The sequence below is a fragment of the Rhodococcus sp. IEGM 1302 genome (assembly GCF_030056935.1).
GTDB lineage: Bacteria > Actinomycetota > Actinomycetes > Mycobacteriales > Mycobacteriaceae > Rhodococcus_F > Rhodococcus_F qingshengii.
In genome coordinates, this window is the sequence record NZ_JASHKY010000001.1 from 125819 (window position 1) to 149935 (window position 24117).

The window sequence follows — 24117 nt, forward strand, 5'->3', positions numbered from 1 at the left end:
GTGACAGTGTTCGTAGGATCCGGGTGACCGTGTTTCAGTCAGGGGATTATCTTCCGAGCCTGCAGATTGGCGAAGATGTCGAGGAACATCGCTTCGGTGTCGACGTGGCGGTGAAATCCGAACCGACGAGCTTTCGATCCGTCAGCGAAAAAGTCGTAGTCCCATCCGAATACGAAGTCACCGAACCCCCAGGACGAGACATCGGAATACGGGGTCCGAGCAAGGTGGTGTTCCTCGACGAGTTCATCCCACACCGACTCCTTGTCCGCCATTGCGACATCGAGGGACATCGGGAGCGGAGGTGCGACGTCCATGTCGAAGAAGGCTGCGATCTTCGGCCACATCTCCTGCCAGCGGAACAGGTCGCCGTTGTTGATGTTGAACGCCTGATTTGCGCACTCGGGGTTGGTCGCGGCCCAGACCGTCGCTTCGGCCAGGAGTCCGGCGTCGGTCATCTCGATCAAGCTGGTGTACGCGCCGGGTTTGCCGGGGAATCGGAGTGGGACACCCAGTTTCTTCGAGATGGTCGCGTAGACGGCGATGACCATCGCGAGGTTCATCGGGTTACCCAGTGCGAATCCGGAGACGACCGAGGGTCTGATCGCCGACCATGTCCACGACTTGCCGAGCTGCCTGCGTTCGAGGAACTGCTGTTGGTCGACGTTGAACTCGGGTGGCATGTGCGGTGGATCGCTCTCGCGGGCCGGAGTTTTGAACGGTCCGAGGTGTGCCCCGTAAACCTTGTAGCCCTGCATCAGGCTGACGTGCTCGAGTCCGCCCGCAACGGGCTCGATGGCGTCGAGAGTGTTGACCAGCATCGCCAAGTTGGGCGGAACCAGCTCGGCCCATGTCGGGCGGTCTTGATAGGCGGCGTAGAAGACGTGAGTGACGTCGCCCAGTCCGCTCAGTGCCGCTGCAGTCCGGTAAGGATCGAGCAGGTCGACTGCGATGTGTTCGACCCGGTCGGTGTCCGTACCGCCTCGCCGCGAGAGTCCGATGATCTTCCATTCTCCGGTCGACTCGAGGTGATCGATCAAGTTCCCACCGATCACGCCTCGGGCTCCGACCACGAGTGCCACTTTGTCGTGCTGCACCATTTCAGCCTCCCATTGGTATATCGCGATGTTGCGATATAGGGAGTGAACCACACATATCGGCATTTCGCGATCTAGCGGTATGCTCACGAACATGGAAGACGCAACAACCGAGTGGGAAACGGCGTTCAAGGCGCTGGCCAACCCGATGCGTGTGCAAATCCTGCAGTGGTTGAAAGACCCCGGGAGCTTTCCCCCTCAGCTCGAGCCTGCCGAGGAGGTCGGAGTGTGCCTCAAGCACATTCAAGCGAGGGCGAAGGTGTCGCAATCGACGGCGTCTCAGTACATGGCCGCACTCCAGGCCGCGGATCTGGTGACCACCACACGAATCGGTCAGTGGCGGCATTACAAACGAAACGAGCAACAGATCGAGAAGCTTGCTGCATTCATCAGGCAGGGTTTGTAGGTACCAGCACCTGACCGATCCCTCCGGGGCCGCCAACGTTGTGGCAAAACCTCACATCGCCGGCGCCGTCGGTATGTGCATTGTGGTCGTTTCTCGGGTTGCTCGTTGTCCTTACGCTCGGCAGAGGGTACTGGCAAGGAGAGGCGTGCGATGAGTCGTGAGAGCTGGGTGGGCCGTGATGCCCGATCCATCGCCGAGGCCGTGCGGTCGGGTCAGGTGTCGGCGCGGACCGTCGTCGAAGAACATCTCGCACGGGTCGACGAATGCAATGTCGAACTCAACGCACTGGTCACCGTGTGCGCCGAGGAGGCTCGCACGGCCGCGGATGCCCTGGACGAGCGACGCCTTCTCGGTGAGACACTCGGCCCCCTTGCCGGGGTTCCGTTCACGGTCAAGGACCTGATCGCCACTGCCGGCGTGCGCACCACTGCCGGTTCTCGCACTCTGGCGGACAACGTCCCGGCCGTCGACGCCCCGGCCGTCGCGGCATTCAAGGCTGCCGGTGCGATTCTGATCGGCAAGACCAACACCCCGGAATTCGGCGCGTGCGGCCTGACTCGAAACGAACTGTTCGGAACCACGGCCAGTCCGGTGCGACCGGACGGCGTCGTCCGGTCCCCCGGCGGGTCGAGTGGCGGCGAGTCCGCGTCGGTTGCTGCCGGGATGAGCGTGCTCGGACTCGGTACGGATTTTGGTGGCTCGGTGCGTTGGCCCGCCCACTGCACCGGCCTCACTTCGGTTCGCCCGACGCTCGGACGTGTCGATCCGGAAGGTCAGTATCCAGGCGTGCTTTCGGATGGACGGGTACTCGCCAACCCTGCGACGATGCACGGCACGATCCAGACCATCGGCCCACTGGCCCGCAACCTCGGTGATGCGGCGCTTGCGTTGCGCGTCCTGTCGAAGCCGCATTTCTCGTGGACCGAGCCTGATTCGGTCGACGTCGACGACCTCGACATCCGCTGGGCCACCGGCGAGGGAACGATTCCCGTCGACGAAGAAATCCGGTCAGCGGTTCGGACGGTGGCGATCAGCCTGGACGCGAGCGAGTGCGACGGTCTGGCTCTGCCGCGGGCCAACGCGCTTTTCGGTGCGTTGCGATCGGTCGAGACCCACGCGGACATCTACTCTCTCGCAGCAGGTTCAGCGCACGCTTTCGACGCGGACATCACCGCCATGCTTGCGGCAGGCCGTGATCGCAGTTCCGCCGAGGTGGAAGCGCTGTGGGCGGATCGCGCGGTGTTGATCAGCGAATTCCTCGGCGAGATGGGAGACGCACTGATCCTGCCGGTTGCGTCGGTGCTCGCTCCGCCACTCGGTGTGGAGAGCTTCGAGGTGGACGGTCGCAAACTCACATGGATGGATGCGCTCGCGAGTTGCCGGGCGATCAGTGTGCTCGGTCTTCCGTCGGTCGTGGTTCCGGTAGGACTCTCCCGCCACGGTTTACCGATCGGGGTGCAGGTGGTGGCGAGACCGTTCCGCGAGCACGTTGCGCTGTCCGTGGCGGCGCGAATCACGTCGAAGGCGCAAGCTCTAGTCTGACTTCCATTTTTCGGTTTCGGCTGCGAAACGTGTTGCGTACGAGTCGGCAAGGTCGTGAAGAGTGGTGACGCAATCGCCGTAGTACGTCGGTGCATGCATGGTCGCCAGAATCCGCGGCTCGAGGTCGGCCAGGGCACGGATCGTGGGTTCGAGATCCGGGGTGAGGCAGGTGGCGTGGCCCAAGTCCTCGGCTTCCAAAGCGGGGCCGACGATTTCGTGCTCGGTGGTCGCGGGGTGGTGCCCGAACGCGGTGAACAGATCTCCGCAGAACAGCGTCGACGTCGTCTCCTCGAACATCAGGCCCGCGTCCCAACCGTGTGGGACGTGTGGGGTGTCGATGTGCCGGACTCGGCGGCTGCCGGTTTCGAGTACGTCGCCGTCCTGCAAGGGAAGTGGCGCCCGATCGGCCAGATCGTTGACCTGGACGAAGCACCCCATCGCACCGTGTGCAACTTGCGCTTCGGGGGCCGCCGCAAGCCAGGAGTTCATGGACCCGCATTCGTCGGCCTCGACGTGACCGAACGTGATCCATTTCAGACGGTCGATGTCGATCAGCGTGGAGAGTGCGTCGGAAGCCGAGGTGAACAACGCTCGCTGCCCGGTGTGGAAGAGTAAGGGTTCCTCGCCGTCGACGAGAAACTGGTTCATCGTGAGGTTCGCTTCGTCCACGAAGGTCGACAGTCGGTAGATGTCCGGCGCGATTTCGGTGATCGTGGTGGTCATCGCGGTGCTCCGATCAGGGCTGTTGTACATGTCGAGCTGTCTTCTCCAGCCTTCTCGCCGCCCCGCGCATGCACAAGGTTCTGGACGTGCTTACGGCTCTGCAATAGTGGAGGACGTGTTCGTACTGCTGCTGACAGGCCCGCCGGGCGCGGGGAAGAGTTCCGTGCTGACCGCGCTTCACGATCGACTCGGCGAGGCCGGGGTGAGCAACGCGATGATCGAGGTGGACGAACTCGAGCGGTGCTATCCGCCGCTGGGGGCCGAACGGGCAATCTCACACGTCGGGATGCTGTCCGCGTCGTACCGGGACGCGGGGTACGGACTCCTGTTTCTCACGGCGACCGTCGAAGACGACGACTACGGGCGCGCCCTGCTGGCCGCGACCGGCGCCGAGGGGCACCTGCTGGCGCGCCTCGAGGCCGATCCGGATACGTTGCGTACCAGAATCATCGAACGTGAACCGGCCGGCTGGGCCGGGTTGGACGAGTTGGTGGAGGCGTCACAACTGCTGGCCGGTTCGATGCCGACGCTCAGTGGAGTCGACGTGGTTCTGAGCACCGAAGGCCGCGATCCCGAAAGTGTTGCCGACGATCTGGAAGCGGCTCTGCGAGAACACAGTCCGTCGCTTCTAGCCGTCGGTGTTCAGAGCGGTGACCACTGAAGCGAACATCGTCGACTTGATTGCCCCCAGTGTGCCCGCATTCTTCGGGCCGATCGGTGCAACCATTTCGATGGCCTTGGCGGTCAAAGCATCGACGGATGCGGTGAAGTCCACCAAACCGGCTGCGAATGCGTCACTTCCGCCGTATCGCCGCCCCGTGGTCATGGCGACGATTGCCGACGCCGGGCTGAGTTTGGCCTGGATGAGAGCTGCCATTCCTTCGGTGAAGGGGATGTTGATGTCCACCTCCGGGAAGCAGTAGTAGCCGCGATCATCGCGCATGACGCGGTAATCATGCGCGATGCCGAGCATGGCGCCGGCTCCGAAGGCGTGGCCGTTGATCGCAGCGACGGTGGGCATGGGGAACGTCAGCATCCGGGCGAACAGCGACTGCACCTGCTGCACATACCACTTCGCCTTGTCGCCGTTCGCGCCCAGCCAGTCGAGGTCGAGTCCGTTGGAGTAGAACTTGCCCGTCGCCGTGGTGACCAGGGCATGTGCGCCTTCGCTCAAAGCCTGGTCGAGTAGCTTGTCGACGGAACCGAGCCAATCCGGCGAGAAACGATTCTCGTCCTCGCCGAGATCGAGAACGGCGATCTTGTCTTCGAAGCGCAGAGTTGCGGTCATGATTGGCCTTTCCTGTTGCGTGGCTTGGGCAGTGGTGGGTCGAGATGCAGAACCGCTCGAACGGCGGCATCCAACCGCGCGCGTGCTGCGGCGTCGGGGACTCGCCAACCGTCGGCGCGTTTGGCGGGATGAATGAGTAATCCGGTAGGCAAGCCGACAACACAGGCCTCGATTGCCTCGACGGCTCTGCCGTCCTTGCGGCCCCAGAGCGCGGTCGACAACCGGATGAACAACTCGACCAGAGACCGGTCGAGTTGTGTGAGTTGCTCGGCGATGTCGGCAGGGACGTCGGTGCCGAGCAGTTCGTCGCGCTGGATCGTCAACAGCAGCAACGCGGATTGTGGGTAGTCGAGCGCGAAGACAGCCGGAACTTCGGCGGCTGCGACGACGGCGGAAACCGCCGAAGTCGGCGACGGGTCCGCGAGAGCGTCGTCCACTCTAGATTGTTGAAGCGCGAGAAATCGTCGTGCAGCACGCAGCCACGCGCTACCGACCAGTCCACTGCGAGAGCCGAATGCGTGATAGATCGCCCCGTTGGATACACCGGTGGCGTCGGAGACTGCCCGGACCGTGACAGCGCTCGGCCCGGCGGTGGCGGCAAGTTTTTCGGCAGCGTCGAGCAGGGTGTCGAGGTCGTGGACGCGTGGCCGAGGCATGAACGCACAGTAACAGAGCGTCTGCTCTGTTACTAGTGTGCGGTCAGATCACCGAATTTGCGCGAAGATCCTCGATCTCCTCCGGGCGCAGGCCGAAGTCGGTGAGTACGTCGTCGGCGTCACCGCCGAGAGTCATGGGTGGCGCATTCCTGACGGGAAGGGTCTTGCCGTCCACCCAGAACGGTCCGCGGACAACGGGAATCGACGTTCCGTCGGCGCTCTGGGTCTGCTCGACCATCTGCAATGCCTCGACCTGCGGGTCGGAGAACACCTGATCGATCGAATGGATGGGGCCGCAGGGGATTCCGGCACCGCGGATCTCGGAGATCCATTGCGCCGCGCCCTTCGTGGTCAGTAGGTCCTCGAGTTCTTTGGTCAGTTGGTCTCGGTGCGCCAAACGTTCTTTACCCGTGGCATATTCGGTACGGAAGGCGAGCTCGGGGTCGCCGAGTACCGAGCACAGTGCGATCCAGTGCTTGTCCGAGCCGGTGGCAATGTTGATCGGGAAGTCGGCAGTGTCGAAAGCGCCGTACGGCGTGATCGTCGGGTGCGTATTGCCGTTCGGCGTCGAAACCCGCCCGGTGCTCAGGTAGTCCTGCGCCTGGAAGGTCATGATCGAGATCGCGGATTCCAGCAACGAGGTCTGCACGCGGTGCCCACGACCATCGCGACCGCGAGAGGCAAGCGCCGCCGTGATGCCCAGCGCTGCGTAGATGCCCGAGACCGTGTCGATGATGGGGATACCGACCCGCATCGGGGTCTGTTCCCCGGCACCGGTGACCGACATCAGCCCGGACATACCCTGGGCCACCTGATCGAGTCCGGGCGCGAACTGGTCCGGGCCCACCGGGCCGAAACCACTGATGCTCATCACGACGAGCCCTGGATTCTCCTGCTCGAGCGAGTCGGGATCGAGCCCCATGTCGGCCAGTACTCCCGGACGGAAGTTCTCGACCAGCACATCTGCGTCGAGGGCCAGGCTGCGAAGCAGTTTCCGCCCGCGGTCACTGCGCATGTCGATGGCGATCGACCGTTTGCCGCGGTTCACGGAAGCGAAGTAGAGGCTTCGATCGCCGTCGAACGGCGGCCACTGACGCGAACTGTCGCCGGAGCCACGGGTTTCGACCTTGACCACGTCGGCGCCGAAGTCCGAGAGCAGCGACGTGCACAGAGGCCCCGCGAGAGCACGGGTGAGGTCGAGAACTTTGATACCGCTGAGCAATTGGTCCATGGGAGAAACCTCGGTTCTGTGGTGTGCAACGTCGCCCACTCGATCCGTCGCACCATCTGCGTGAATTGCCGCTGCAGTGATCGTCGGAGAGGGGAAGAATGAAGGTCAGGCCTGCTTTCGGCTGGGCTCGGTGACAACACTGGTCGAGAGCGCACGGTGATGCGACGGCGACATTGCACAACTGCAGGGCCCGGATTTAGGCGCATTGTGTGACAGGCAGGATTGCGGTGGGCCGATACCGTGAACTCTCTACGGACGGCGATGCAAGCGGGAGGCGAGGCGATGCGCGACATTTCCACTCAGCTGGCGCAGTGGCACGCCCGCGGCGAGGATTTTGCACTGGCGACGGTTGTCCGTACCTGGCGATCCTCACCGCGCATGCCCGGTGCTTCGATGGCCGTCTCACGCTCCGGCGAGGTGGTCGGCAGCGTCTCGGGCGGGTGTATCGAGAGTGCACTGTACGAGATCGCCCAGGAGGTTCTCGCCGACGGCACCAGCCGCATCGAGGTCTTCAGCGTCTCCGACGACGACGCCATCGGAGTAGGTCTGACCTGCGGCGGAACCATCGAAGTGTTGGTCCAGGCCGTCGGAGCCGATTTCGCCGAGTTCGGTCAGGTCTGTGAACGAATCGAGGCCGATACGCCCGTCGTCGTGGTCACCGAAGTGCGTCCGGGAGCGCCGGCGCGGCATCTCGTCGTCGAGCACGGCCGACGCAGCGGGGATCTGGATGCCACGGAGGACGAGGTCTCCATCCTGTTGCGCACGATGGACACCGGTGAGTCCGTCGCTTTTGTCGCGCCGGCGGGAACCCTCATCGATTCGCAGCACGACCTGCTGGTCGAGATCTTCGCGCCACTACCGAGGATGTACGTGTTCGGGGCCATCGACTTCGCGGCATCGATGTGTACGTTGGGCGCCTTTGCGGGTTACCGAGTGACCGTCGTGGACGCACGGCCGGTCTTCGCGACACGGGCGCGCTTCCCCGACGCCCACGATCTGGTCGTCATGTGGCCACACAAGTTCCTCGAAACCGCACCGATCGACAACAAAACCGTCCTGGCCGTGCTCACGCACGACGAGAAGTTCGACATCCCCCTGCTCGAGATCGCGCTGCGTTCGCCGGCTGCGTACGTCGGCGCGATGGGAAGTCGTGCGACGCATGAGCGTCGGGTGGCGCTGTTGAAGGAGCGAGGCGTCACCGACGCCGAGTTGGGGCGTCTGCACTCACCGATCGGGTTGGATCTCGGCGCGAGGACACCGGAGGAGACTGCAGTGTCGATCCTCGCCGAGATGACCAAGACCCTTCGCAATGCCTCCGGTTTGGAACTGCGGGATCTGCAGGGGCCGATCCACCCGCCACCTCAGGAGAATCCGACCGCCCTGCATCGAACGGCCTGAGTCGACTGCGCTGAATTCGGACATCTTGTGTTCGGTGGGGATAGGATCGTTTCTTTCGTGAACCATCTTCCGTGATCCGAATGAAATCGAGGTGCCTGCCAAGTGGCAAACCCGGCCGTACCGGCATCCGAGGTGAATGCTGTTCTCTCCGAAGTTCTTCGAACCCAGCTCCTTCCTGGTGTTCGAAAGGTCGCCGGCGGCTGCGAAGACCCGACGGTAGCCCGGGTGGGATTCATGGCGGTTCCGGACATCGGACCGTGGCTGCGGCACGGACAGTTGCTGATCACCACGCCGGAAACCCTCGCCAGGGTCACCGAAACCTTCAAAGCATTTGTCGGACGGTTGTCGACGCGAGGTGTTGCGGCACTTGCCGTCCAATTCGGCGCAGACGGGGACACTCTCGCGCCGGAGCTGGTCGACGCGGCCGAAAGCGCCGGCTTCCCGCTCCTGGTTTTTCACGGTGCGTGTGATCACCCTGCGGCGAGAGACCGTGAGCAGACGGAGTCGGCCCAGATCGACGCCATGTTCGGGGCCGAGCGCTTGCGACGGCTGCTGGTCGACGTCGTGATGGGCGGCGGCGGCCTCCCGCAATTGACCGAAGTCATCGCACGGGAGATGAAGGGCGCCGCCCTGATCACCACCTCGGACGGACGCGAGATCTGCCGCGCCGGGGACGCCGCGGAGCGCAAGCATCTGTCTGCCTGTCCCGCCGTCGATTCCACCGGTCGTCTGCGGACCGACACCGTCGCGGGCGGATTGGGTCTGCACGAGTTCGACGGTCAATTCATCGCGGTGTCCGCGATTTCCGCCAATCACATCGACCACGGGCGTCTCGCGTTGTTCACCGGTGAGCGCGTGATGACGAGTTACGACCAGTACCTGGTCGAGCGGGCCGCGTCGGTGTGTGCGTTGGTCATCACCCGCGAACAAGCCGTGGCGTCGGTGGAGGAACGCCATCGCGCCAACTTCGTTCACGACCTGCTCCTCGGTCGGGCCGGGGACCACGATCACGTTGTCTCCCATGCCAAGACATTCGGTTGGGACTTCGACCGCCCGCTGGTGATCGTCTCGATCGAGCCTGACCCGATCGACGAACCGGCCTCTGCGGCGCCCGCTCGGCTGCCTGTTGTCGATCGCCAGGCGATGGCGTTCTCCGGGGCGATCGCCCACCGCGATCCCGGTGCGGCGGTGACCGCGCTGACGGGCGAGACGGTGATCGTCATGGGCGTCGGCACCGACACGATGGCATTGGTGCGGGACCTCGTCACGGTCGTTCGCGGTGAAGGTGGCGGCGGGAGAAGGCCGTTCAGTGTCGGGGTGTCCCGGCCGACAGCGGCGATCGACGCAGTCCCCGCGCTCTACAGTCAGGCGCGCACCGCACTGACCGTCGGGCGACGGATCTCCGGTCCGTGGACGGTGACTCAGTTCGACGATCTCGGTGTGTACAGACTGCTCAGTCTGGTCGAGGACGAAAACGAGCTGGAGACGTTCGCGCGGGAGACACTGCGGGAACTGACGGAGGAAACTGCCGAAGCGCAGGACATGCGCAAGACATTGGAAGTCTTGCTCGCGACCAACATCAACATCGCCGAGACAGCGCGCAAGCTCCACTTCCATTACAACACACTGCGTTACAGGGTCGTTAAGCTGGAGAAAATGCTGGGACCCTTCACGGCGCAACCCGAGCTACGGCTGGATCTGTCTCTAGCACTGAAGATAACCGCGATGCGCGGCATCAATCACTAATATTGCCAATCCGAGTCCGTGGGTTCTGGCAGATTGTCATCACGTCGATACCCCTGCGCTGTAATAGCGTTTCACTCCAGTCACGGTGTTTTGTGAGCTGGAGCACACTCAGCGTTCGGACACCTTCCTCTGCACGAAAGGTCCCATCATGCCGATTTGGACGTTGCACGGAGATGGAAAGAACATCAAACCGGGTGAAGTGGTCGCTCCCGGCGAGCGGCTCAGCTGGGGAAGAACCATCGGGCTGGGCAGCCAGCACGTGGTGTCGATGTTCGGCGCGACGTTCGTCTTCCCGATCATCATGGGGCTCAATCCTCAACTTGCCGTGATGATGTCGGGTTTCTGTACGCTCTTCTTCCTGCTGGTGGTCAAGGGACGCATTCCCAGCTACCTCGGAACGTCGGCGGCCTTTGTCGGTGGTATCGCCGCCATTCGCGCCCAGGGCGGAACGTCCGCCGAGGTGACCGGCGCGATCCTGGTGTCCGGACTCGTCCTGGCGGCCATCGGTATCGCGATCCACTTCCTCGGTGGCCGGGTCGTATTCAAGGTTCTTCCCCCGGTGGTGACCGGCGCGGTGGTGATGTTGATCGGATTCAACCTGGCACCCGTCGTCGCGGGGCTGTACTGGCCGCAGGACCAGTGGGTGGCCCTGATCGTCATGGTGGCCCTGATCGTCATGAGTATCGCGTTACGCGGCTTCATGGCGCGCATCGCCATCTTCCTGGCGCTGATCTTCGGCTACGTCCTCTCCTGGATCCTCGACCGGGTCTCGGGGACGATCACCTCCTACGACGCAGGCACCGGTCAGATCACCGAGCACTTCCGCGTCAACTGGGATTCGGTGCAGTCGGCGTCGTGGTTCGGGCTTCCTCCGTTCTCGGACGAGGCCAACGGAATCGTCGGCATCCACGCTCCGTCGTTCAGCCTCACGTTCATCATCCTGGTCCTTCCGGGTGTCATCGCGTTGATCGCGGAGAACGCGGGCCACGTCAAGGCCGTGGCCGAGATGACCGGGGACGACCTCGACCCGTACATGGGACGTGCGCTCGCCGGTGACGGTTTCGCCACCGCTATCGCCAGCAGCGTCGGCGGTTCGCCCACCACGACGTACGCCGAGAACATCGGTGTCATGGCAGCGACCCGTGTGTACTCCACCGCCGCCTACGCGGTTGCCGGCATCGTCGCCATGATGCTCGGCTTCTCCCCCAAGTTCGGTGCCGTCATCTCGGCGACGCCCGGCGGTGTTCTCGGCGGAATCACCGTGGTGCTCTACGGCATGATCGGTCTGCTCGGCGCCAAGATCTGGAAGGAGAACGGCGTCGACTTCGGCAATCCGCTCAACCTCATGCCGATCGCGGCCGGCCTCATCATCGGTATCGGCGACACGGCTCTGAAGTTCAGTGACACGTTCTCGCTCAGCGGCATCGCGCTCGGCACCATCGTCGTGATCGGGATGTACCACCTGTGCCAGTTCATCGGTTCGAAGAACCCGGAACTGAATGCGAAGAATCCGGAACCGAACAAGCCGGATTCGAAGACTCCCGGCGGCGATCGGGAGGAACCCGCCAAGCAACTCACGTGACGCTTGGCTGAGTGTGCTCGATCGACGAAGGCCGGACATCCTCCGCGGAGGATGTCCGGCCTTTCCGGTGTTCTGGGTACTGATCGATCAGACGGAGGTACTGGCTTCGACCAGGCCGATACGGTCGATGCGTTCGGTGCGGGTGTTGAGCCGTTCAGTCGCATCGGTAGTACTGAGCACGCTCAGCTCGTAGTGCAGTACCGCTCCGACGCGAGTGCAGAAGGCGGCGGATTCGTCCGCGGCATCGGGAAATTCGGGGATGACCCGATCGACGATGCCGCCCGCGAGCAGATCGAAGGACCTGATCCCTTGACTGGCTGCCATGTCCGGCGCGTGCGTGACGTCGTGGAACATGATCGCGCTCGCACCTTCGGGAGGTAAGGGCGAGAGCCAACCGTGGCGGGCCGCCAGCACTCGATCGGCCGGAATCAGTGCCAGGGCGCCGCCGCCCGTGCCCTGCCCGAGCAGGAGGGAAATGGTGGGGACCTCGAGTGAAATCATGTCGGCTATGCACCGAGCGATCTCGCCCGCCAGTCCACCTTCTTCGGCCTCCTTCGACAGTGCCGCGCCCGCTGTGTCGATGATCGTCACCAGCGGCAGGTCGAGTTCTGCGGCCAGCCGCATACCTCGCCGAGCCTCCCGCAGAGCGCCGGGGCCGAGTGGGGAGTGAGCAGTCTGTCCGCGCCGGTCCTGTCCGAGAAGGACGCAGGGCATGTCGCCGAAGCGAACGAGCGCGAGCATGATGCCGGGATCGTTCTCGCCTTGGCCGGTTCCGTTGAGCGGGAGCATGTCCGAGGCGGAATTGAGCAACACTTCCCGTATCCCCGGTCGGTCTTCGCGCCGGGATGCGACGACGGATTCCCACGCCGACGTATCGGGTGGGCAATCGTACGAGCACGGGTCACTGGGCAATAAGTACCCACGATGCGCCCCGGTGATGATGCGCAATGCGCGTTCGACGATTTCGGCGAGCTGGTCTGGCGGCCTCACTGCATCGATGAGTCCGTGCTCGTGAAGGTTCTCCGCTGTCTGGACACCGGCGGGGAAAGGTGAGTTGTACAAGGCCTCGAACACTCGAGGGCCGAGGAATCCGACGAGGGCCCCCGGTTCCGCGATCGTCACGTGACCGAGTGATCCCCAGGACGCGAATACGCCTCCGGTGGTGGGGTTTCGGAGATAGACGATGTAGGGCAGGTGCGCTTCTTTGTGCTTGATGAGCGCCGCGGTGATCTTGACCATCTGCAAAAACGCCGTCGTCCCCTCCTGCATACGCGTTCCCCCGGACGTGGGAAGCGCAAGAAGGGGCAGCTGCTCTTGAGTGGCTCGACGGATGGCGACGACGAGGCGTTCTCCCGCCGCCACGCCGATCGAACCACCGAGAAAACCGAACTCGCAGACGATGATTGCCACACGGCGGCCTCGGACGGAGGCGCTTCCGGTCAGGACGGACTCGTCGAGCCCGGTCTTCTCCTGGGCCCGCAGAAGTGCTTCGGCGTAGTCGGAGTCGGTCGCGACGGGAATCGGAGGGGTATCCCACGACTCCCAGGTGCCGGCATCGATTACCAGGTCGAGCAAGTCGCGAGCCGTCAGGCGGTTCATCGGGTGAATCCTTGTAGCCATGACATGATTTCGTCAGTGTCTTCACCGAGAACCGGAGGTGCAGTGTGGCGGGTCTCCGTCACCTCGGTTCCGTCCGGATCGAAAAATCGTAGCGGTGGACCGGGCAGTGTGATGTTTCCGAGCGTGCTGTGGTCGACGTCGACGAGCAATCCCTGTGATCGGGTCTGCTCCCATTCGTACACTTCGGAGATCGTCCGAACCCGTCCTGCCGGTACTCCGATGCGGTCGAGTTCGGTCAGAAGCTCGTCACGCGAGTACGGCTTGAAGGTACGTTCGATCAATTCGACGACCTGGAAATGATTTTCGACGCGTTCGGCGTTTGTTGCCATACCCGGGGCGTCAGGGTCGAGGTCGAATCCTTCGCAGAATCTTCTCCACAGGCTTTCGCTGCCGACCGAGATCTGCACTGCGCCATCGCCGGTACGAAAGAGCCCGTACGGTGCGATGGAGGGATGGTGGTTGCCCTGCGCTGTGCCTACCTCACCGGCGACGGTCCACTTCGTTCCTTGAAACGCGTGAACACCGACCACGCTGGCCAAGAGCGACGTTCGGACAACGCGGCCTTTCCCCGTCTGTTCGCGTTCCTTCAAAGCCGCGACGACACCGAACGCCCCGTACATTCCGGCGAGAAGATCGGCGATCGGAACTCCGACTCGTTGAACGTCGTCCGGACTCGAGCCGGTCAGCGACATGAGTCCGGCTTCCCCCTGGGCGATCTGGTCGTAGCCGGCGCGACCGCCTTCCGGGCCGTCGTGGCCGAAACCGCTGATGGACAGAACGATCAGTCGAGGATTGAGTTCGGCCAGCCGCTCGGTCGAGAATCCGAGTCGATCGAGAACTCCGGTGCGGAAGTTCTCCATGAGAACATCGGCGCGGCAGACGAGATCTTCGAGGGTCGCGCGCCCACTGTCGGATTTCAGATCGAGCGTGATCGACTTCTTGTTCCGGTTCGTGGACAGAAAATACGTCGATTCCCGTTGTGTGTTCGGTGGTTCCAACGTGGGCTCCACAAAAGGCGGCCCCCACCCACGGGTGTCGTCGCCGCCGTGAGGTGATTCGACCTTGATCACGTCGGCACCCAGATCGCCGAGCATCATTGCCGCGTGAGGACCCGCGAGTGCGCGCGTGAGGTCGACGACTATCACGTCGTGTAACGGACCACTACGAGCACTTGTGTTGTGAGGCTTCGAAGTCGAGTTCATGTCGCACCGCCGTGTTCTGGTGTAATTGGCTGAGCCAGTTGGTGGTTGAGGCCTCCGTAGTTCGGTCGACTCCGGTCCGCTGGACCGAGAAACCGGCCAGGGCCACTGAAGGAGGTATGTGCGGCCCGTCTTTCGAACCGTAAGCGGGCACCGGTGAACGGCACATGGGTAACCTTGCCGACGACGGGTGTCAGTGGTGGGTAAGAAGTGACGAACGCTCACCGGGCGGCGCGATTGCGGTTGTATCGAACCGTTATCGGGACGTTCTGTCAGCTCATATCGTGCGAAGTCATGACATTTCGTGCATCTTCATGACCTGCAGGGCGAGTGAGACGTTCAATCGAAGGACGGGGTCGTCGGTGAACGATCCGACGACGCTCTCCAGCTTTCCGATTCTGTAACGCAAAGTGTTGTAGTGCATGTGCAGCGCCCGGGAGGCCTCGGCGACATTGCAATTGCAGTCGAGCAGGGTCTGGAGTGTCAGACGCAGGTCAGCGGCTTCGGCGTTGTCCGCCGACAAGGACTTCAGAACGTCATCGGTGAACGAACGCAGTTCGCTCTTGTCCGTCTGGAGCGAGAGGAGTCGGTGTACACCGAGTTCGTCGAAGTGTGCGATCTGCCCCGGCCCGTTGATACGTCGGCCGACGACCACGGCTGTACAGGCTTGGTCGTAGGCCGCGGGTAGATCGGCCAGGGAGTAGATCACCCGGCTCACTCCCGTGCTGAAGGATCGGCGGCCGCTGGTGCGATCGCCGGCAACCTTGCGCACCAACCCTTCGATGTCCCGAACCGCACGGTCGGTGCTGGTCGGGAAAAGCGTGACCACCTCGTGTCGAAACCCGACGGACGGCGCTGTCCGCTCGTGTGTTCGTACCACTTGTTGCCAGCCGTCGCTGAGTCGATCTTGGTCCGTGCGAGTGGAATTCGCGTGCTGGGATTCCGGGTGATCGACGTCGAGTTCTGCAACCACAACGGTAAGTGGACGAGTGACATCCCACCCCAACTGGGTGAAGTGCGCGCTCACTTCCGCCGGCGAGCCGGCTTCGCCTATCAGTGCGTCGCGGAGGAAGTCGCCGCGGAACTTGGATTCCACTGCCGCAACTGCCAGCTGTTTGGTGACGGCCAGCGCGGCAACGGTGGCCGCTCGCTCCAGCGCTTGAACGACAACTGCGCCGAGTTCGTGGGTGCCGGCGTACGCCACCATTCGGCCGTGGTCGGTGCCGCCGGCCACCACCCGGGTGAGCGCCAACTGACCAGGAAATCCTTTGGGCGCGTTCTGTAAACCGACAGCGACCCGTTCGGTCAGGAACCGACCGGTGCTTTCGAACAACGGAAGCGCGTTCAGCGCGGCTGAATCTCCGGCCTCCGTCAACACTCTTCCGTCCGGCGAGCAGATGAGAACGCTGACGTCGAAAAGCGCGGCGAATTCTGCGGCAATCTGAGGTAGATCGCCACCTTCCAAGACGATCGACGTCAACGAGCGGTGAAGTCGATCGGCAATGTCGAGTGCCGCGGACTGCTTCGCCACCAACTTGGTGAAGACCTCCGAGATCACCTCGTCGAATCCCGCGGTGACGGGAAGAACCAACAGCGGAAGCCCTCGCTGCTCTGCCATGTGCAGCATCGCCTCGGGCAGCTCGTCGAGATAACGGCCCGTTTTCACGGCAAGTGCCGCGACTCCTCGACGTGCAAGACCGTCGACGAGGTCACTGAGATCTGTGTCGTCGAGAAGCTCGCCGGTTCGCCCGTAGCGCAGCGGGAACCCGGTTGTCACCAACAACTCGTTCGGCTTCACCCAAGCGAGGATGTCCGGTACTTCCATCACGTTCACCGATTGAACGAGGTGGCGCAAGCCCCCGTGCCCGGCAAGGACTTCGGCTCCACGCAGACTGGGCAGCTCGAGGACATCCCGAACTGTGAGTCTGTAGTCGCCACCTTCTGGCAAATGTTGAAGCTCTTCGCTCGAATATTTGGCAGATCTATCCATGTCGCGAGACTACGCTCGATCACGCGACGAACATTGTCAACAGTTGACGAAAATAGCCTCTCGGAATGAGCGGTTCTCCGTATGTCTGCCAACTACCGCGGCCCGAATTGGCGATCGCCCGCGTCTCCGAGTCCAGGTATCAGGAAAGCATTTTCGTTCAGGCCGTCGTCGATGCTCGCTGTGAGGAGCCGGACCGGATGTCCGGAGTTCTTCAGTGCTTCGATCCCTTCCGGAGCCACGACGACACATATTGCAGTCACATCGGTGGCTCCGCGTGCAATGAGCAGATCGATTGTGCGGACGATGGATCCACCGGTCGCCAACATCGGATCGAGGACGTAGACGGGGGTGCTCGACAGATCAGCTGGCAGGGACTCCAGATACGGAACCGGCTGGTGTGTCTTCTCGTCTCGTGCCATTCCCACGAAACCGACGCCTGCCTGCGGAATAAGGGCACTCGCCTGTTCGACCATGCCGAGGCCCGCTCGCAAGACCGGGACCAGGAGCGGTGGATTCGCCAGCCGCACCCCCAGCGTCGGAGCAACTGGCGTCTCGATGTCGAACTGTTCCAGTTCTGCGCCGCGCATGGCCTCGTAGACCAACATATGGGTCAGTCTGCGCAAGGCGGACCGGAACGTTGCGTTGTCGCTGCGAGCGTCGCGCATGGTCGTGAGCAGCGATGCCGCCAGCGGATGGTCGACAACAGTGGTGTCCATGGTCGAATCGTAAGTGAGAACCGATGTGGCGGCGCACAACCGGTGAATCGGAGTCGAAATTACCAATCGCGGTTTTCGTTTGGGCAAGTATTGACGATGCCGATGGGTTCGAGTCGTCATAGCGTGGTCGACACGGCAGTTCCGAACCGCTCGGCTGGACTGAGCGCCCGGAGCTGTCAAGGCCCAATTTTGCCTCCACGATTCCCTATACAAGGAGATGCCAATGCCCGAAGCAATCGAGGTCCGTAAGGTTCCGCTACACAGCGTCTCCGACGCCAGTGAGCTCGCCAAGCTGATCGACGACGGTGTCCTCGAGGCCGACCGCGTCATTGCAGTCATCGGCAAAACCGAGGGTAACGGCGGCGTCAACGACTACACACGCATCATCGCGGACCGAGCGTTCCGAGAGGTTCTCTCCGCCAAGGGTAATCGCAGTCCCGAAGAAGTGGCGGAGGTGCCGATCGTCTGGTCCGGCGGCACGGACGGCGTGATCAGCCCGCACGCGACGATCTTCGCGACCGTGCCGGCAGACAAGGTCACCAAGACCGACGAGCCGCGACTGACCGTGGGTGTCGCCATGAGTGAGCAACTGCTGCCCGAGGACATCGGCCGTACGGCCATGATCACCAAAGTTGCTGCGGCAGTGAAAGACGCGATGGTCAATGCCGGCATCACCGATCCCGCCGACGTGCACTACGTACAGACCAAGACTCCGTTGCTGACAATTCACACCATCCGTGACGCCAAGAGCCGCGGCAAGACTGTGTGGACCGAACAGACTCATGAGTCGATGGACCTGTCCAACGGCGGAACGGCTCTGGGGATCGCGGTTGCGCTCGGCGAAATCGACATGCCGACCGACGAGGATGTCATGCACAGCCGCGAACTCTTCTCCTCTGTCGCATCCTGCTCGTCCGGCGTCGAGTTGGACCGCGCGCAGATCGTCGTCGTCGGTAACGCACGTGGCGTCGGCGGACGCTACCGGATCGGCCACAGCGTGATGAAGGATCCGCTCGACCAGGACGGCATCTGGGCGGCGATCCGTGACGCCGGACTCGAACTTCCGGAGCGGCCGCACCCGAGCGACCTGGACGGTCAACTCGTCAACGTGTTCTTGAAGTGCGAGGCCAGTCAGGACGGAACGGTCCGTGGCCGTCGTAATGCGATGCTCGACGACTCCGACGTGCACTGGCACCGCCAGATCAAGTCGTGTGTCGGCGGAGTCACGGCAGCTGTCACCGGCGATCCGGCAGTGTTCGTCTCGGTATCGGCAGCGCACCAGGGTCCCGAGGGCGGCGGCCCAGTCGCTGCCATCGTCGATCTCGGTCAGTAGTAGGCAAGAACCTCGCTGGAAACCTCGACAGTCGCGCCGCCACCGGCAATTCGTCCTCGAATCAGTTGCCGGTGGCGGCGAGTCCGCCGCGGCGTACCCCACTTCACTGCTTGAAAGGATTCACGATGGTTCATGCTGCTGACCCTGTCGACGAGAGCGTTTCCGGTGCGCCCGAGAATCGCGAACTCGTCATGGCCGATGCGGTCACGCTCAGTGGTCTGATACGCAGGCGTGAAGTGTCGTGTGTCGAGGTGATGGACAGCTTCCTCGATCAGATCGAATTACATAACCCGGCGGTGAACGCGATCGTCGCATTGCGGGATCGGGAAGCGTTGACGGCGGAGGCGCGCGAGCGTGATTCGCAGTTGGCGAGTGGGGAGTATCTCGGTTGGATGCACGGGTTTCCGCATGCGGTGAAGGATCTTTCGGCAGCCAAGGGTCTGCCGTTCACGTCCGGGTCGCCGATGTTCGCGGATCGAATCGCCGAAGATGACGAACTGTTCGTCAAGCGGATCAGGTCTGCCGGTGCCATTGTGATCGGCAAGACGAACACACCGGAGTTCGGACTCGGATCCCAGACGTACAACCCGGTGTGGGGTACGACGGTGTCGCCGTACGACAATTCGCGCACTGCCGGCGGTAGCAGCGGTGGCGCCGCAGCGTCGTTGGCGCTCCGCATGTTGCCGGTGGCTGATGGAAGCGATTACATGGGTTCGCTCCGAAACCCGTCGGCATTCAACAACGTTGTTGGGTTTCGACCATCCTGGGGTCGGATACCGGAGACGGGATTCATCGCTCAGGGCGCCGTTGTGGGCCCGATGGGCCGAACCGTCACCGACGTGGCTCACCTGCTTTCCACGATGGCGGGGCCGGATGCTCATGCACCGTTGGGGATTCGTGAGGATCCCGCGGTATTCACCGAAAGCCTCGCACGTGATCTGAAGGGCTCTCGGATCGCATGGGTCGGTGACTGGAACGGTTACCTGGCAACCGAACCTGGAGTTCTCGAGTTGTGCGAATCCTCGTTCGAGGTCTTCGAACAGTTGGGGTGCCGCGTCGAGGCGGCGCTTCCCGACTTCAAACCCGAGGACATCTGGCAACTGTTCTTGCGGTGGCGTTGGTGGGCACAGCTCGGCTTGATCGATCAGTACAACGATCCGAGCTTGCGCGAGTTGATGAAGCCCGAACTGTTGTGGGAACTCGAGCACGCGGTCACACTGTCGGCTCTCGACGTGACCAAGGCCGCGGAGGCCCGCAACGGCTGGCTGTCGGCCATTACCAAGATGTTCGAAACCTACGACTACATTCTTGCGCCCAGTGCCCAGGTGTTTCCTTTCGACAAGAACACTCACTGGCCCGAGACCGTCGACGGCCGATCGATGGACACGTATCACCGGTGGATGGAGACGGTTGTTCCCTGGACGATGGCCGGGGTTCCGGTTGCGGGGATGCCGGTCGGCTTCGACGATCGTTCGCTTCCCATGGGTATCCAGATCATCGGTCGGCACGGAGCCGACTTGGACGTACTCCAACTCGCCTACGCATTCGAGCAGGCAACCCAGTGGGTCGAGCGGGTTCTTCCGCCCGCACTCCGCGTGAACTGACCGATCTATTTCGAACGTATCCAGTTGGGAGAGAAAGACGATGGCTTCGGCATTGTGGCACGGGTTCGCGGACATGGGCGCTGTGGAGAAGAACGGCGCGTTTGTCGTCTCTCGCGGTGAGGGCGCGTACATCTGGGACCGCGAGGGCACTCGGTATCTGGATGCGACGGCGGGCCTGTGGTTCACCAATGTCGGGCACGGGCGCACGGAGATCGCGGATGCGGTGGCGGCTCAGTTGTCGAAGATCGCTCATTTCTCCAACTTCGGTGATTTCGTTCCCGAAACCACGCAGGTGTTGGCCGAGCGGTTGGCGGCCATCGCGCCGGTTGCCGGGAGCAAGATCTTCTTCACCTCGGGTGGTTCGGATTCGGTGGACACTGCGGCGAAGCTGGCTCGCCGGTACTGGCACGAGGTGGGGCAGCCGGAGAAGACGATCATCGTCGGACGCCAGAAGGCGTATCACGGAATGCACGTTGCCGGAACGGCTCTCGCTGGTATTCCGGTGAACCGTGAGGGGTACGGCGAGCTGATGGCGGATGCGGCGACCGTCGGCTGGGACGATGCGAAGAGCCTGCTCGAGTTGATCGAGAAGATCGGTGCGAACAAGATCGCGGCGTTCTTCGCGGAGCCGATCATCGGTGCGGGTGGGGTGTATCTTCCGCCGGAGGGGTATCTGGCGGAGGTGCGTGACATCTGCCGCGAGCACGACATTCTGTTTGTCGTCGACGAGGTGGTGACCGGTTTCGGCCGGATCGGTGGTGAGTGGTTCGCGTCCACTCGTTTCGATTTGCAGCCGGACATGATGACCACGGCAAAGGGTTTGACGTCGGGTTATGTTCCGATGGGTGCGGTGTTCATCGCGCCGCGGGTGACGGAGCCGTTCTATGCCGGTTCGTGGTGGCGTCATGGGTACACCTACGGCGGGCATGCCGGTGCTGCTGCGGCGGCGATGGCGAACCTGGACATTCTCGAGCGTGAGAATCTGCTCGCGGAGTCGAAGCGTTTGGAGGCGTCGTTGCATACGCATCTGCAGCCGTTGGCGGAGCATCCGCGGGTGGCGGAGGTTCGTAGTGGGCTCGGTGCGGTTGCTGCGGTGCAGTTGGCTGATCCGGCGGAGGCGTTGCCGTTTGTGAAGACGCTTCGTGAGCATGGTATTTCGGGTCGCGCTGCGGGTCAGGGTGCGATGCAGATTTCGCCGACGTTCGTCATGAGCGATGATCAGGTCGCGGAGATGGCAGCGGGAATCCTCGCAGCCCTCGGCTAGGACTGTCGTTTTCCGTTGACAGACATCGTGTTACGGAATCATTAAGCCGAAGAAAATGTTTGGGCCCTTCGTGGCGTGGTCCTCATTTCGGTCGAAACTGCCTCCAACACTGACGATGACCCCTGCCCGCATCATCTGCCACCATTGTTGCCAATCTCGGTGAGTGGGTTCTGGCAGATTGTCATCACGTCCAAATCTCGGTCCTGCATTAGCGTTTCACTCCAGACACGGTGTTTGTGAGCTGGGGCACAAAGCATTTCGAACACCTTCCTCCTTTGCGAAAGGTCTCGTCATGCCGATCTGGACGTTGCACGGAGACGGAAAGAACATCGGAGCCGGTGAAGTGGTCGCTCCCGGCGAGCGACTCAGTTGGGCGAGAACCATCGGGTTGGGCGGCCAGCATGTCGTGTCGATGTTCGGCGCGACGTTCGTCTTCCCGGTCATCATGGGCCTCAATCCTCAACTTGCCGTGATGATGTCAGGCTTTTGTACGCTCTTCTTCCTGCTGGTGGTCAAGGGGCACGTCCCCAGCTACCTCGGAACATCCGCAGCTTTTGTCGGTGGCGTTGCCGCCATTCGTGCCCAAGGTGGAACGACGGCCGAAGTGACCGGTGCGATTCTGGTGTCGGGGTTGGTTCTGGGATTCGTCGGCATCGCCATCCACTTTCTCGGCGGTGGCGTCATCAGTAAAGCGCTACCGCCGGTGGTCACCGGCGCTGTGGTGATGTTGATCGGCTTCAACCTGGCGCCCGTTGTCGCGGGGTTGTACTGGCCGCAGGATCAGTGGGTGGCACTGATCGTGATGGTTGCACTGATCGTGATGAGCGTTGCGCTACGCGGCTTCCTGGGACGTATCGCCATTCTCGTCGCGCTGGTTTTCGGCTACATCTTCTCGTGGGTCCTCGACCGGCTCTCCGGTCCGATCACGTCCGCCAGTGGTAGCGGCGCACCCACCGAGCACTTTCGTGTCAACTGGGATTCGGTGCACTCGGCGTCCTGGTTCGGGTTGCCGCCGTTCTCGGACGAAGCCAACGGGATCGTCGGTATTCATGCTCCCTCGTTCAGCCTCACATTCATCGTTCTGGTGCTTCCCGGTGTCATCGCACTGGTCGCGGAAAACGCCGGACACGTCAAGGCGGTCGCCGAAATCACGGGCGACGATCTCGACCCGTACATCGGACGCGCCATTGCCGGTGACGGTTTTGCCACCGCCATCGCCAGCGCAGTAGGCGGCTCCCCTACGACGACTCATGCCGAGAACATCGGTGTCATGGCTGCCACGCGGGTGTACTCGACCGCCGCGTACGTGATTGCGGGTTTCATCGCGATCCTGCTCGGCTTCTCGCCTAAGTTCGGAGCAGTCATGGCGGCGACGCCCGGCGGCGTCCTGGGCGGAATTCTTGTGGTTCTGTTCGGCATGATCGGTCTGCTCGGCGCCAAGATCTGGAAAGAGAACGGCGTCGACTTCGGGAACCCGCTGAATCTGATGCCGATTGCCGCCGGTCTGATCATCGGTATCGGCGACACGGCGCTGAAGTTCAGTGACACGTTCTCGCTCGGAGGTATCGCGCTCGGCACCATCGTCTTGATCGTGATGTACCACCTCTGCCGGCTCGTAGGGTCCTGGAACCCTGAACTGAACAGGCCGAAGTCCGGCAGGCGGCCGGGCGCAACGCCGGGGGCGAATGCGTCAGATGACGAACGCGAAGAGCCCGTGGCGCAGCTCACGTGATGCCAAGTTGAATGTATGCCAGGTATGACCCGTGACCGTTGTCACATCTGCACAAAACGTGAAGTGACTCATAGAGGCAGGATTGAGTAATGAAACCGTCGCCGCTGACTTATCACCGACCGTCCTCGGTCGAGGACGCGTGCCGAATCCTCTCCGAGGTCTCTCACGAGGGGAAGGTGCTCGCCGGTGGGCAATCGCTTGTGCCGCTGCTGTCCATGCGCCTCGCCGCGCCCGCCCACATCGTCGACATCGGATCGATCCCGAACCTCGCTTCGGTGACCTCGTCCGAAGACGAAGGAGTGCGGTTCCAGGCCCTGGCCACGCACTCGGTGCTGGCGGCCGACGAAGGTGCTCGTCGAGTCCAGCCTCTGCTGAACCGTGCTCTGCAGTTGGTAGCGCACCCCACGATCCGTAACCGCGGGACGAGCGTCGGCTCCATCGTCCATGCCGATCCGTCGGCGGAGATGCCGGCAGTCCTGACGCTGCTCGGGGGCAGCGTGACCGTCCAGTCGGTGCGTGGCACCCGCGAGATCGCGTCGACGGATCTCTTCGCCGGCCCTCTCGAGTCGAGCCTGGAATCAGACGAGATCGCGGTGTCGGTGTCGGTGCCCGCCGCCGAACCCGGCGTGGGAACCGCCATCGACGAGATCGCGCGTCGTCACGGTGACTATGCACTGGTCGGCGTCGTCGCCCGGATTCGCGTGGTCGACGGTCTGGTGACCGAAGCGCACATGACGTACGTGTCCGCCGGAGAGCTGGGGCAGGTCGTGGACTACACGAACGTGCTGGCGGGGGCGTCCGCGACGGATCAGCGAGACCCGCGGTGGCGCACCCTCGGGGAATGCGCCCGCGCGCAGATAGATACCGAGGCAGACATTCACGGGACGGCGGCGTACCGCTCGCAGTTGGTGTCCGCGCTCACGGCGCGGGTCGGCTTCGCGGCGGCAACGGATGCTCTCAGTGAGAACGCAGTACTGGCAGGAAAGTGGTGAC

The 24117-nt window shown here is 62.8% G+C and carries 21 protein-coding genes; 11 read left to right on the forward strand and 10 right to left on the reverse strand.

The window, feature by feature from the left end:
- Positions 1 to 38: 38 nt before the first annotated feature.
- Complete coding sequence (locus tag QM609_RS00575) at positions 39 to 1097, reverse strand: SDR family oxidoreductase (RefSeq protein ID WP_007735220.1); 1059 nt, start codon at positions 1095 to 1097, stop codon at positions 39 to 41.
- Positions 1098 to 1188: 91 nt separating this feature from the next.
- Between QM609_RS00575 and QM609_RS00580 the strand changes: the two genes are divergently transcribed.
- Together QM609_RS00580 and QM609_RS00585 are read left to right on the forward strand one after the other, a co-directional pair.
- Positions 1189 to 1500, forward strand: coding sequence for an ArsR/SmtB family transcription factor (locus tag QM609_RS00580; protein WP_007735219.1), 312 nt, complete (start codon positions 1189 to 1191; stop codon positions 1498 to 1500).
- 150 nt (positions 1501 to 1650) lie between these two features.
- Positions 1651 to 3042 carry an amidase gene (locus QM609_RS00585; RefSeq protein ID WP_050655948.1) on the forward strand — a complete coding sequence of 464 codons (1392 nt, stop codon included), beginning with the start codon at positions 1651 to 1653 and terminating at the stop codon, positions 3040 to 3042.
- Here QM609_RS00585 and QM609_RS00590 read toward each other — a convergent pair.
- Positions 3034 to 3765, reverse strand: coding sequence for an MBL fold metallo-hydrolase (locus QM609_RS00590; protein ID WP_030537720.1), 732 nt, complete (start codon positions 3763 to 3765; stop codon positions 3034 to 3036). The two genes, QM609_RS00585 and QM609_RS00590, sit on opposite strands and share 9 nt — an antisense overlap.
- A gap of 115 nt (positions 3766 to 3880) precedes the next feature.
- Between QM609_RS00590 and QM609_RS00595 the strand changes: the two genes are divergently transcribed.
- Complete coding sequence (locus QM609_RS00595; RefSeq protein ID WP_283336858.1) at positions 3881 to 4426, forward strand: ATP-binding protein; 546 nt, start codon at positions 3881 to 3883, stop codon at positions 4424 to 4426.
- Here the strand turns inward: QM609_RS00595 and QM609_RS00600 are convergent.
- From QM609_RS00600 to QM609_RS00610, 3 genes are read right to left on the reverse strand one after another with little or no spacing between them, the layout of a single operon-like run.
- The gene (locus tag QM609_RS00600) at positions 4394 to 5053 is read right to left on the reverse strand and encodes an enoyl-CoA hydratase-related protein (protein ID WP_050655949.1); all 660 of its coding nucleotides are present in this window, start codon (positions 5051 to 5053) and stop codon (positions 4394 to 4396) included. The two genes, QM609_RS00595 and QM609_RS00600, sit on opposite strands and share 33 nt — an antisense overlap.
- Positions 5050 to 5709, reverse strand: a complete 660-nt coding sequence (locus tag QM609_RS00605) for a TetR/AcrR family transcriptional regulator (RefSeq protein WP_003946066.1) — start codon at positions 5707 to 5709, stop codon at positions 5050 to 5052. The genes QM609_RS00600 and QM609_RS00605 overlap by 4 nt, the downstream gene beginning before the upstream one ends.
- Before the next feature lie 43 nt (positions 5710 to 5752).
- Positions 5753 to 6940: a CaiB/BaiF CoA transferase family protein gene (locus tag QM609_RS00610; RefSeq protein ID WP_003946016.1), complete on the reverse strand. Its 1188-nt coding sequence runs from the start codon at positions 6938 to 6940 to the stop codon at positions 5753 to 5755.
- Between the two features lie 282 nt (positions 6941 to 7222).
- Between QM609_RS00610 and QM609_RS00615 the strand changes: the two genes are divergently transcribed.
- The 3 genes from QM609_RS00615 (at position 7223) to QM609_RS00625 (ending at position 11666) form a co-directional block, all read left to right on the forward strand.
- The gene (locus QM609_RS00615; protein ID WP_050655953.1) at positions 7223 to 8338 is read left to right on the forward strand and encodes an XdhC family protein; all 1116 of its coding nucleotides are present in this window, start codon (positions 7223 to 7225) and stop codon (positions 8336 to 8338) included.
- Positions 8339 to 8440: 102 nt separating this feature from the next.
- Positions 8441 to 10084 carry a PucR family transcriptional regulator gene (locus tag QM609_RS00620; RefSeq protein WP_283336859.1) on the forward strand — a complete coding sequence of 548 codons (1644 nt, stop codon included), beginning with the start codon at positions 8441 to 8443 and terminating at the stop codon, positions 10082 to 10084.
- Between the two features lie 148 nt (positions 10085 to 10232).
- Positions 10233 to 11666 carry a uracil-xanthine permease family protein gene (locus tag QM609_RS00625; protein WP_003946008.1) on the forward strand — a complete coding sequence of 478 codons (1434 nt, stop codon included), beginning with the start codon at positions 10233 to 10235 and terminating at the stop codon, positions 11664 to 11666.
- Positions 11667 to 11753: 87 nt separating this feature from the next.
- Here the strand turns inward: QM609_RS00625 and QM609_RS00630 are convergent, their stop codons facing one another.
- The 4 genes from QM609_RS00630 to upp all read right to left on the reverse strand — a co-directional run bounded on the left by QM609_RS00630 (position 11754) and on the right by upp (position 17191).
- Positions 11754 to 13265: a carboxyl transferase domain-containing protein gene (locus QM609_RS00630; protein WP_030537717.1), complete on the reverse strand. Its 1512-nt coding sequence runs from the start codon at positions 13263 to 13265 to the stop codon at positions 11754 to 11756.
- Positions 13262 to 14488, reverse strand: a complete 1227-nt coding sequence (locus QM609_RS00635) for a CaiB/BaiF CoA transferase family protein (protein ID WP_007735210.1) — start codon at positions 14486 to 14488, stop codon at positions 13262 to 13264. The genes QM609_RS00630 and QM609_RS00635 overlap by 4 nt, the downstream gene beginning before the upstream one ends.
- Positions 14489 to 14777: 289 nt before the next feature.
- Positions 14778 to 16475, reverse strand: coding sequence for a PucR family transcriptional regulator (locus QM609_RS00640; RefSeq protein WP_039973473.1), 1698 nt, complete (start codon positions 16473 to 16475; stop codon positions 14778 to 14780).
- Positions 16476 to 16567: 92 nt separating this feature from the next.
- Entirely contained in the window at positions 16568 to 17191 is a 624-nt protein-coding gene (upp, locus tag QM609_RS00645) for a uracil phosphoribosyltransferase (RefSeq protein ID WP_007735207.1), read from the reverse strand.
- 223 nt (positions 17192 to 17414) lie between these two features.
- Here upp and bar point away from each other — a divergent pair, with 223 nt between their 5' ends.
- Positions 17415 to 18524, forward strand: coding sequence for a barbiturase (gene bar, locus QM609_RS00650; protein ID WP_050655951.1), 1110 nt, complete (start codon positions 17415 to 17417; stop codon positions 18522 to 18524).
- Here the strand turns inward: bar and QM609_RS00655 are convergent.
- The gene (locus QM609_RS00655) at positions 18518 to 18658 is read right to left on the reverse strand and encodes a hypothetical protein (protein ID WP_155277953.1); all 141 of its coding nucleotides are present in this window, start codon (positions 18656 to 18658) and stop codon (positions 18518 to 18520) included. The two genes, bar and QM609_RS00655, sit on opposite strands and share 7 nt — an antisense overlap.
- Here QM609_RS00655 and QM609_RS00660 point away from each other — a divergent pair.
- The 4 genes from QM609_RS00660 (at position 18650) to QM609_RS00675 (ending at position 24116) form a co-directional block, all read left to right on the forward strand.
- On the forward strand, positions 18650 to 20128 hold the full coding sequence (locus tag QM609_RS00660) for an amidase (RefSeq protein WP_042926166.1): 1479 nt from the start codon (positions 18650 to 18652) through the stop codon (positions 20126 to 20128). The two genes, QM609_RS00655 and QM609_RS00660, sit on opposite strands and share 9 nt — an antisense overlap.
- Before the next feature lie 40 nt (positions 20129 to 20168).
- Positions 20169 to 21392: an aminotransferase family protein gene (locus tag QM609_RS00665; protein ID WP_054187236.1), complete on the forward strand. Its 1224-nt coding sequence runs from the start codon at positions 20169 to 20171 to the stop codon at positions 21390 to 21392.
- A gap of 292 nt (positions 21393 to 21684) precedes the next feature.
- A complete protein-coding gene (locus QM609_RS00670; RefSeq protein WP_050656896.1) occupies positions 21685 to 23124 on the forward strand; it encodes a uracil-xanthine permease family protein in 1440 nt (479 codons plus the stop codon).
- Positions 23125 to 23213: 89 nt separating this feature from the next.
- Positions 23214 to 24116 (forward strand): FAD binding domain-containing protein, encoded by a 903-nt coding sequence (locus tag QM609_RS00675; RefSeq protein ID WP_007735487.1) that lies wholly within the window; start codon positions 23214 to 23216, stop codon positions 24114 to 24116.
- Position 24117: the final 1 nt, after the last annotated feature.

Excerpts from the sequence above, each read along its gene's own strand:
- QM609_RS00575 (WP_007735220.1), bottom strand. The coding sequence starts at position 1,097 with ATGGTGCAGCACGACAAAGTGGCACTCGTGGTCGGAGCCCGAGGCGTG.
- QM609_RS00665 (WP_054187236.1), top strand. The coding sequence starts at position 20,169 with ATGGCTTCGGCATTGTGGCACGGGTTCGCGGACATGGGCGCTGTGGAG.
- QM609_RS00580 (WP_007735219.1), top strand. The coding sequence starts at position 1,189 with ATGGAAGACGCAACAACCGAGTGGGAAACGGCGTTCAAGGCGCTGGCC.
- QM609_RS00590 (WP_030537720.1), bottom strand. The coding sequence starts at position 3,765 with ATGACCACCACGATCACCGAAATCGCGCCGGACATCTACCGACTGTCG.
- QM609_RS00630 (WP_030537717.1), bottom strand. The coding sequence starts at position 13,265 with ATGAACCGCCTGACGGCTCGCGACTTGCTCGACCTGGTAATCGATGCC.
- bar (WP_050655951.1), top strand. The coding sequence starts at position 17,415 with ATGCCCGAAGCAATCGAGGTCCGTAAGGTTCCGCTACACAGCGTCTCC.
- QM609_RS00605 (WP_003946066.1), bottom strand. The coding sequence starts at position 5,709 with ATGCCTCGGCCACGCGTCCACGACCTCGACACCCTGCTCGACGCTGCC.
- QM609_RS00640 (WP_039973473.1), bottom strand. The coding sequence starts at position 16,475 with ATGGATAGATCTGCCAAATATTCGAGCGAAGAGCTTCAACATTTGCCA.
- QM609_RS00585 (WP_050655948.1), top strand. The coding sequence starts at position 1,651 with ATGAGTCGTGAGAGCTGGGTGGGCCGTGATGCCCGATCCATCGCCGAG.
- QM609_RS00625 (WP_003946008.1), top strand. The coding sequence starts at position 10,233 with ATGCCGATTTGGACGTTGCACGGAGATGGAAAGAACATCAAACCGGGT.
- QM609_RS00615 (WP_050655953.1), top strand. The coding sequence starts at position 7,223 with ATGCGCGACATTTCCACTCAGCTGGCGCAGTGGCACGCCCGCGGCGAG.
- QM609_RS00675 (WP_007735487.1), top strand. The coding sequence starts at position 23,214 with ATGAAACCGTCGCCGCTGACTTATCACCGACCGTCCTCGGTCGAGGAC.
- QM609_RS00610 (WP_003946016.1), bottom strand. The coding sequence starts at position 6,940 with ATGGACCAATTGCTCAGCGGTATCAAAGTTCTCGACCTCACCCGTGCT.
- QM609_RS00670 (WP_050656896.1), top strand. The coding sequence starts at position 21,685 with ATGCCGATCTGGACGTTGCACGGAGACGGAAAGAACATCGGAGCCGGT.
- QM609_RS00635 (WP_007735210.1), bottom strand. The coding sequence starts at position 14,488 with ATGAACTCGACTTCGAAGCCTCACAACACAAGTGCTCGTAGTGGTCCG.
- QM609_RS00600 (WP_050655949.1), bottom strand. The coding sequence starts at position 5,053 with ATGACCGCAACTCTGCGCTTCGAAGACAAGATCGCCGTTCTCGATCTC.
- QM609_RS00660 (WP_042926166.1), top strand. The coding sequence starts at position 18,650 with ATGGTTCATGCTGCTGACCCTGTCGACGAGAGCGTTTCCGGTGCGCCC.
- QM609_RS00655 (WP_155277953.1), bottom strand. The coding sequence starts at position 18,658 with ATGAACCATCGTGAATCCTTTCAAGCAGTGAAGTGGGGTACGCCGCGG.
- upp (WP_007735207.1), bottom strand. The coding sequence starts at position 17,191 with ATGGACACCACTGTTGTCGACCATCCGCTGGCGGCATCGCTGCTCACG.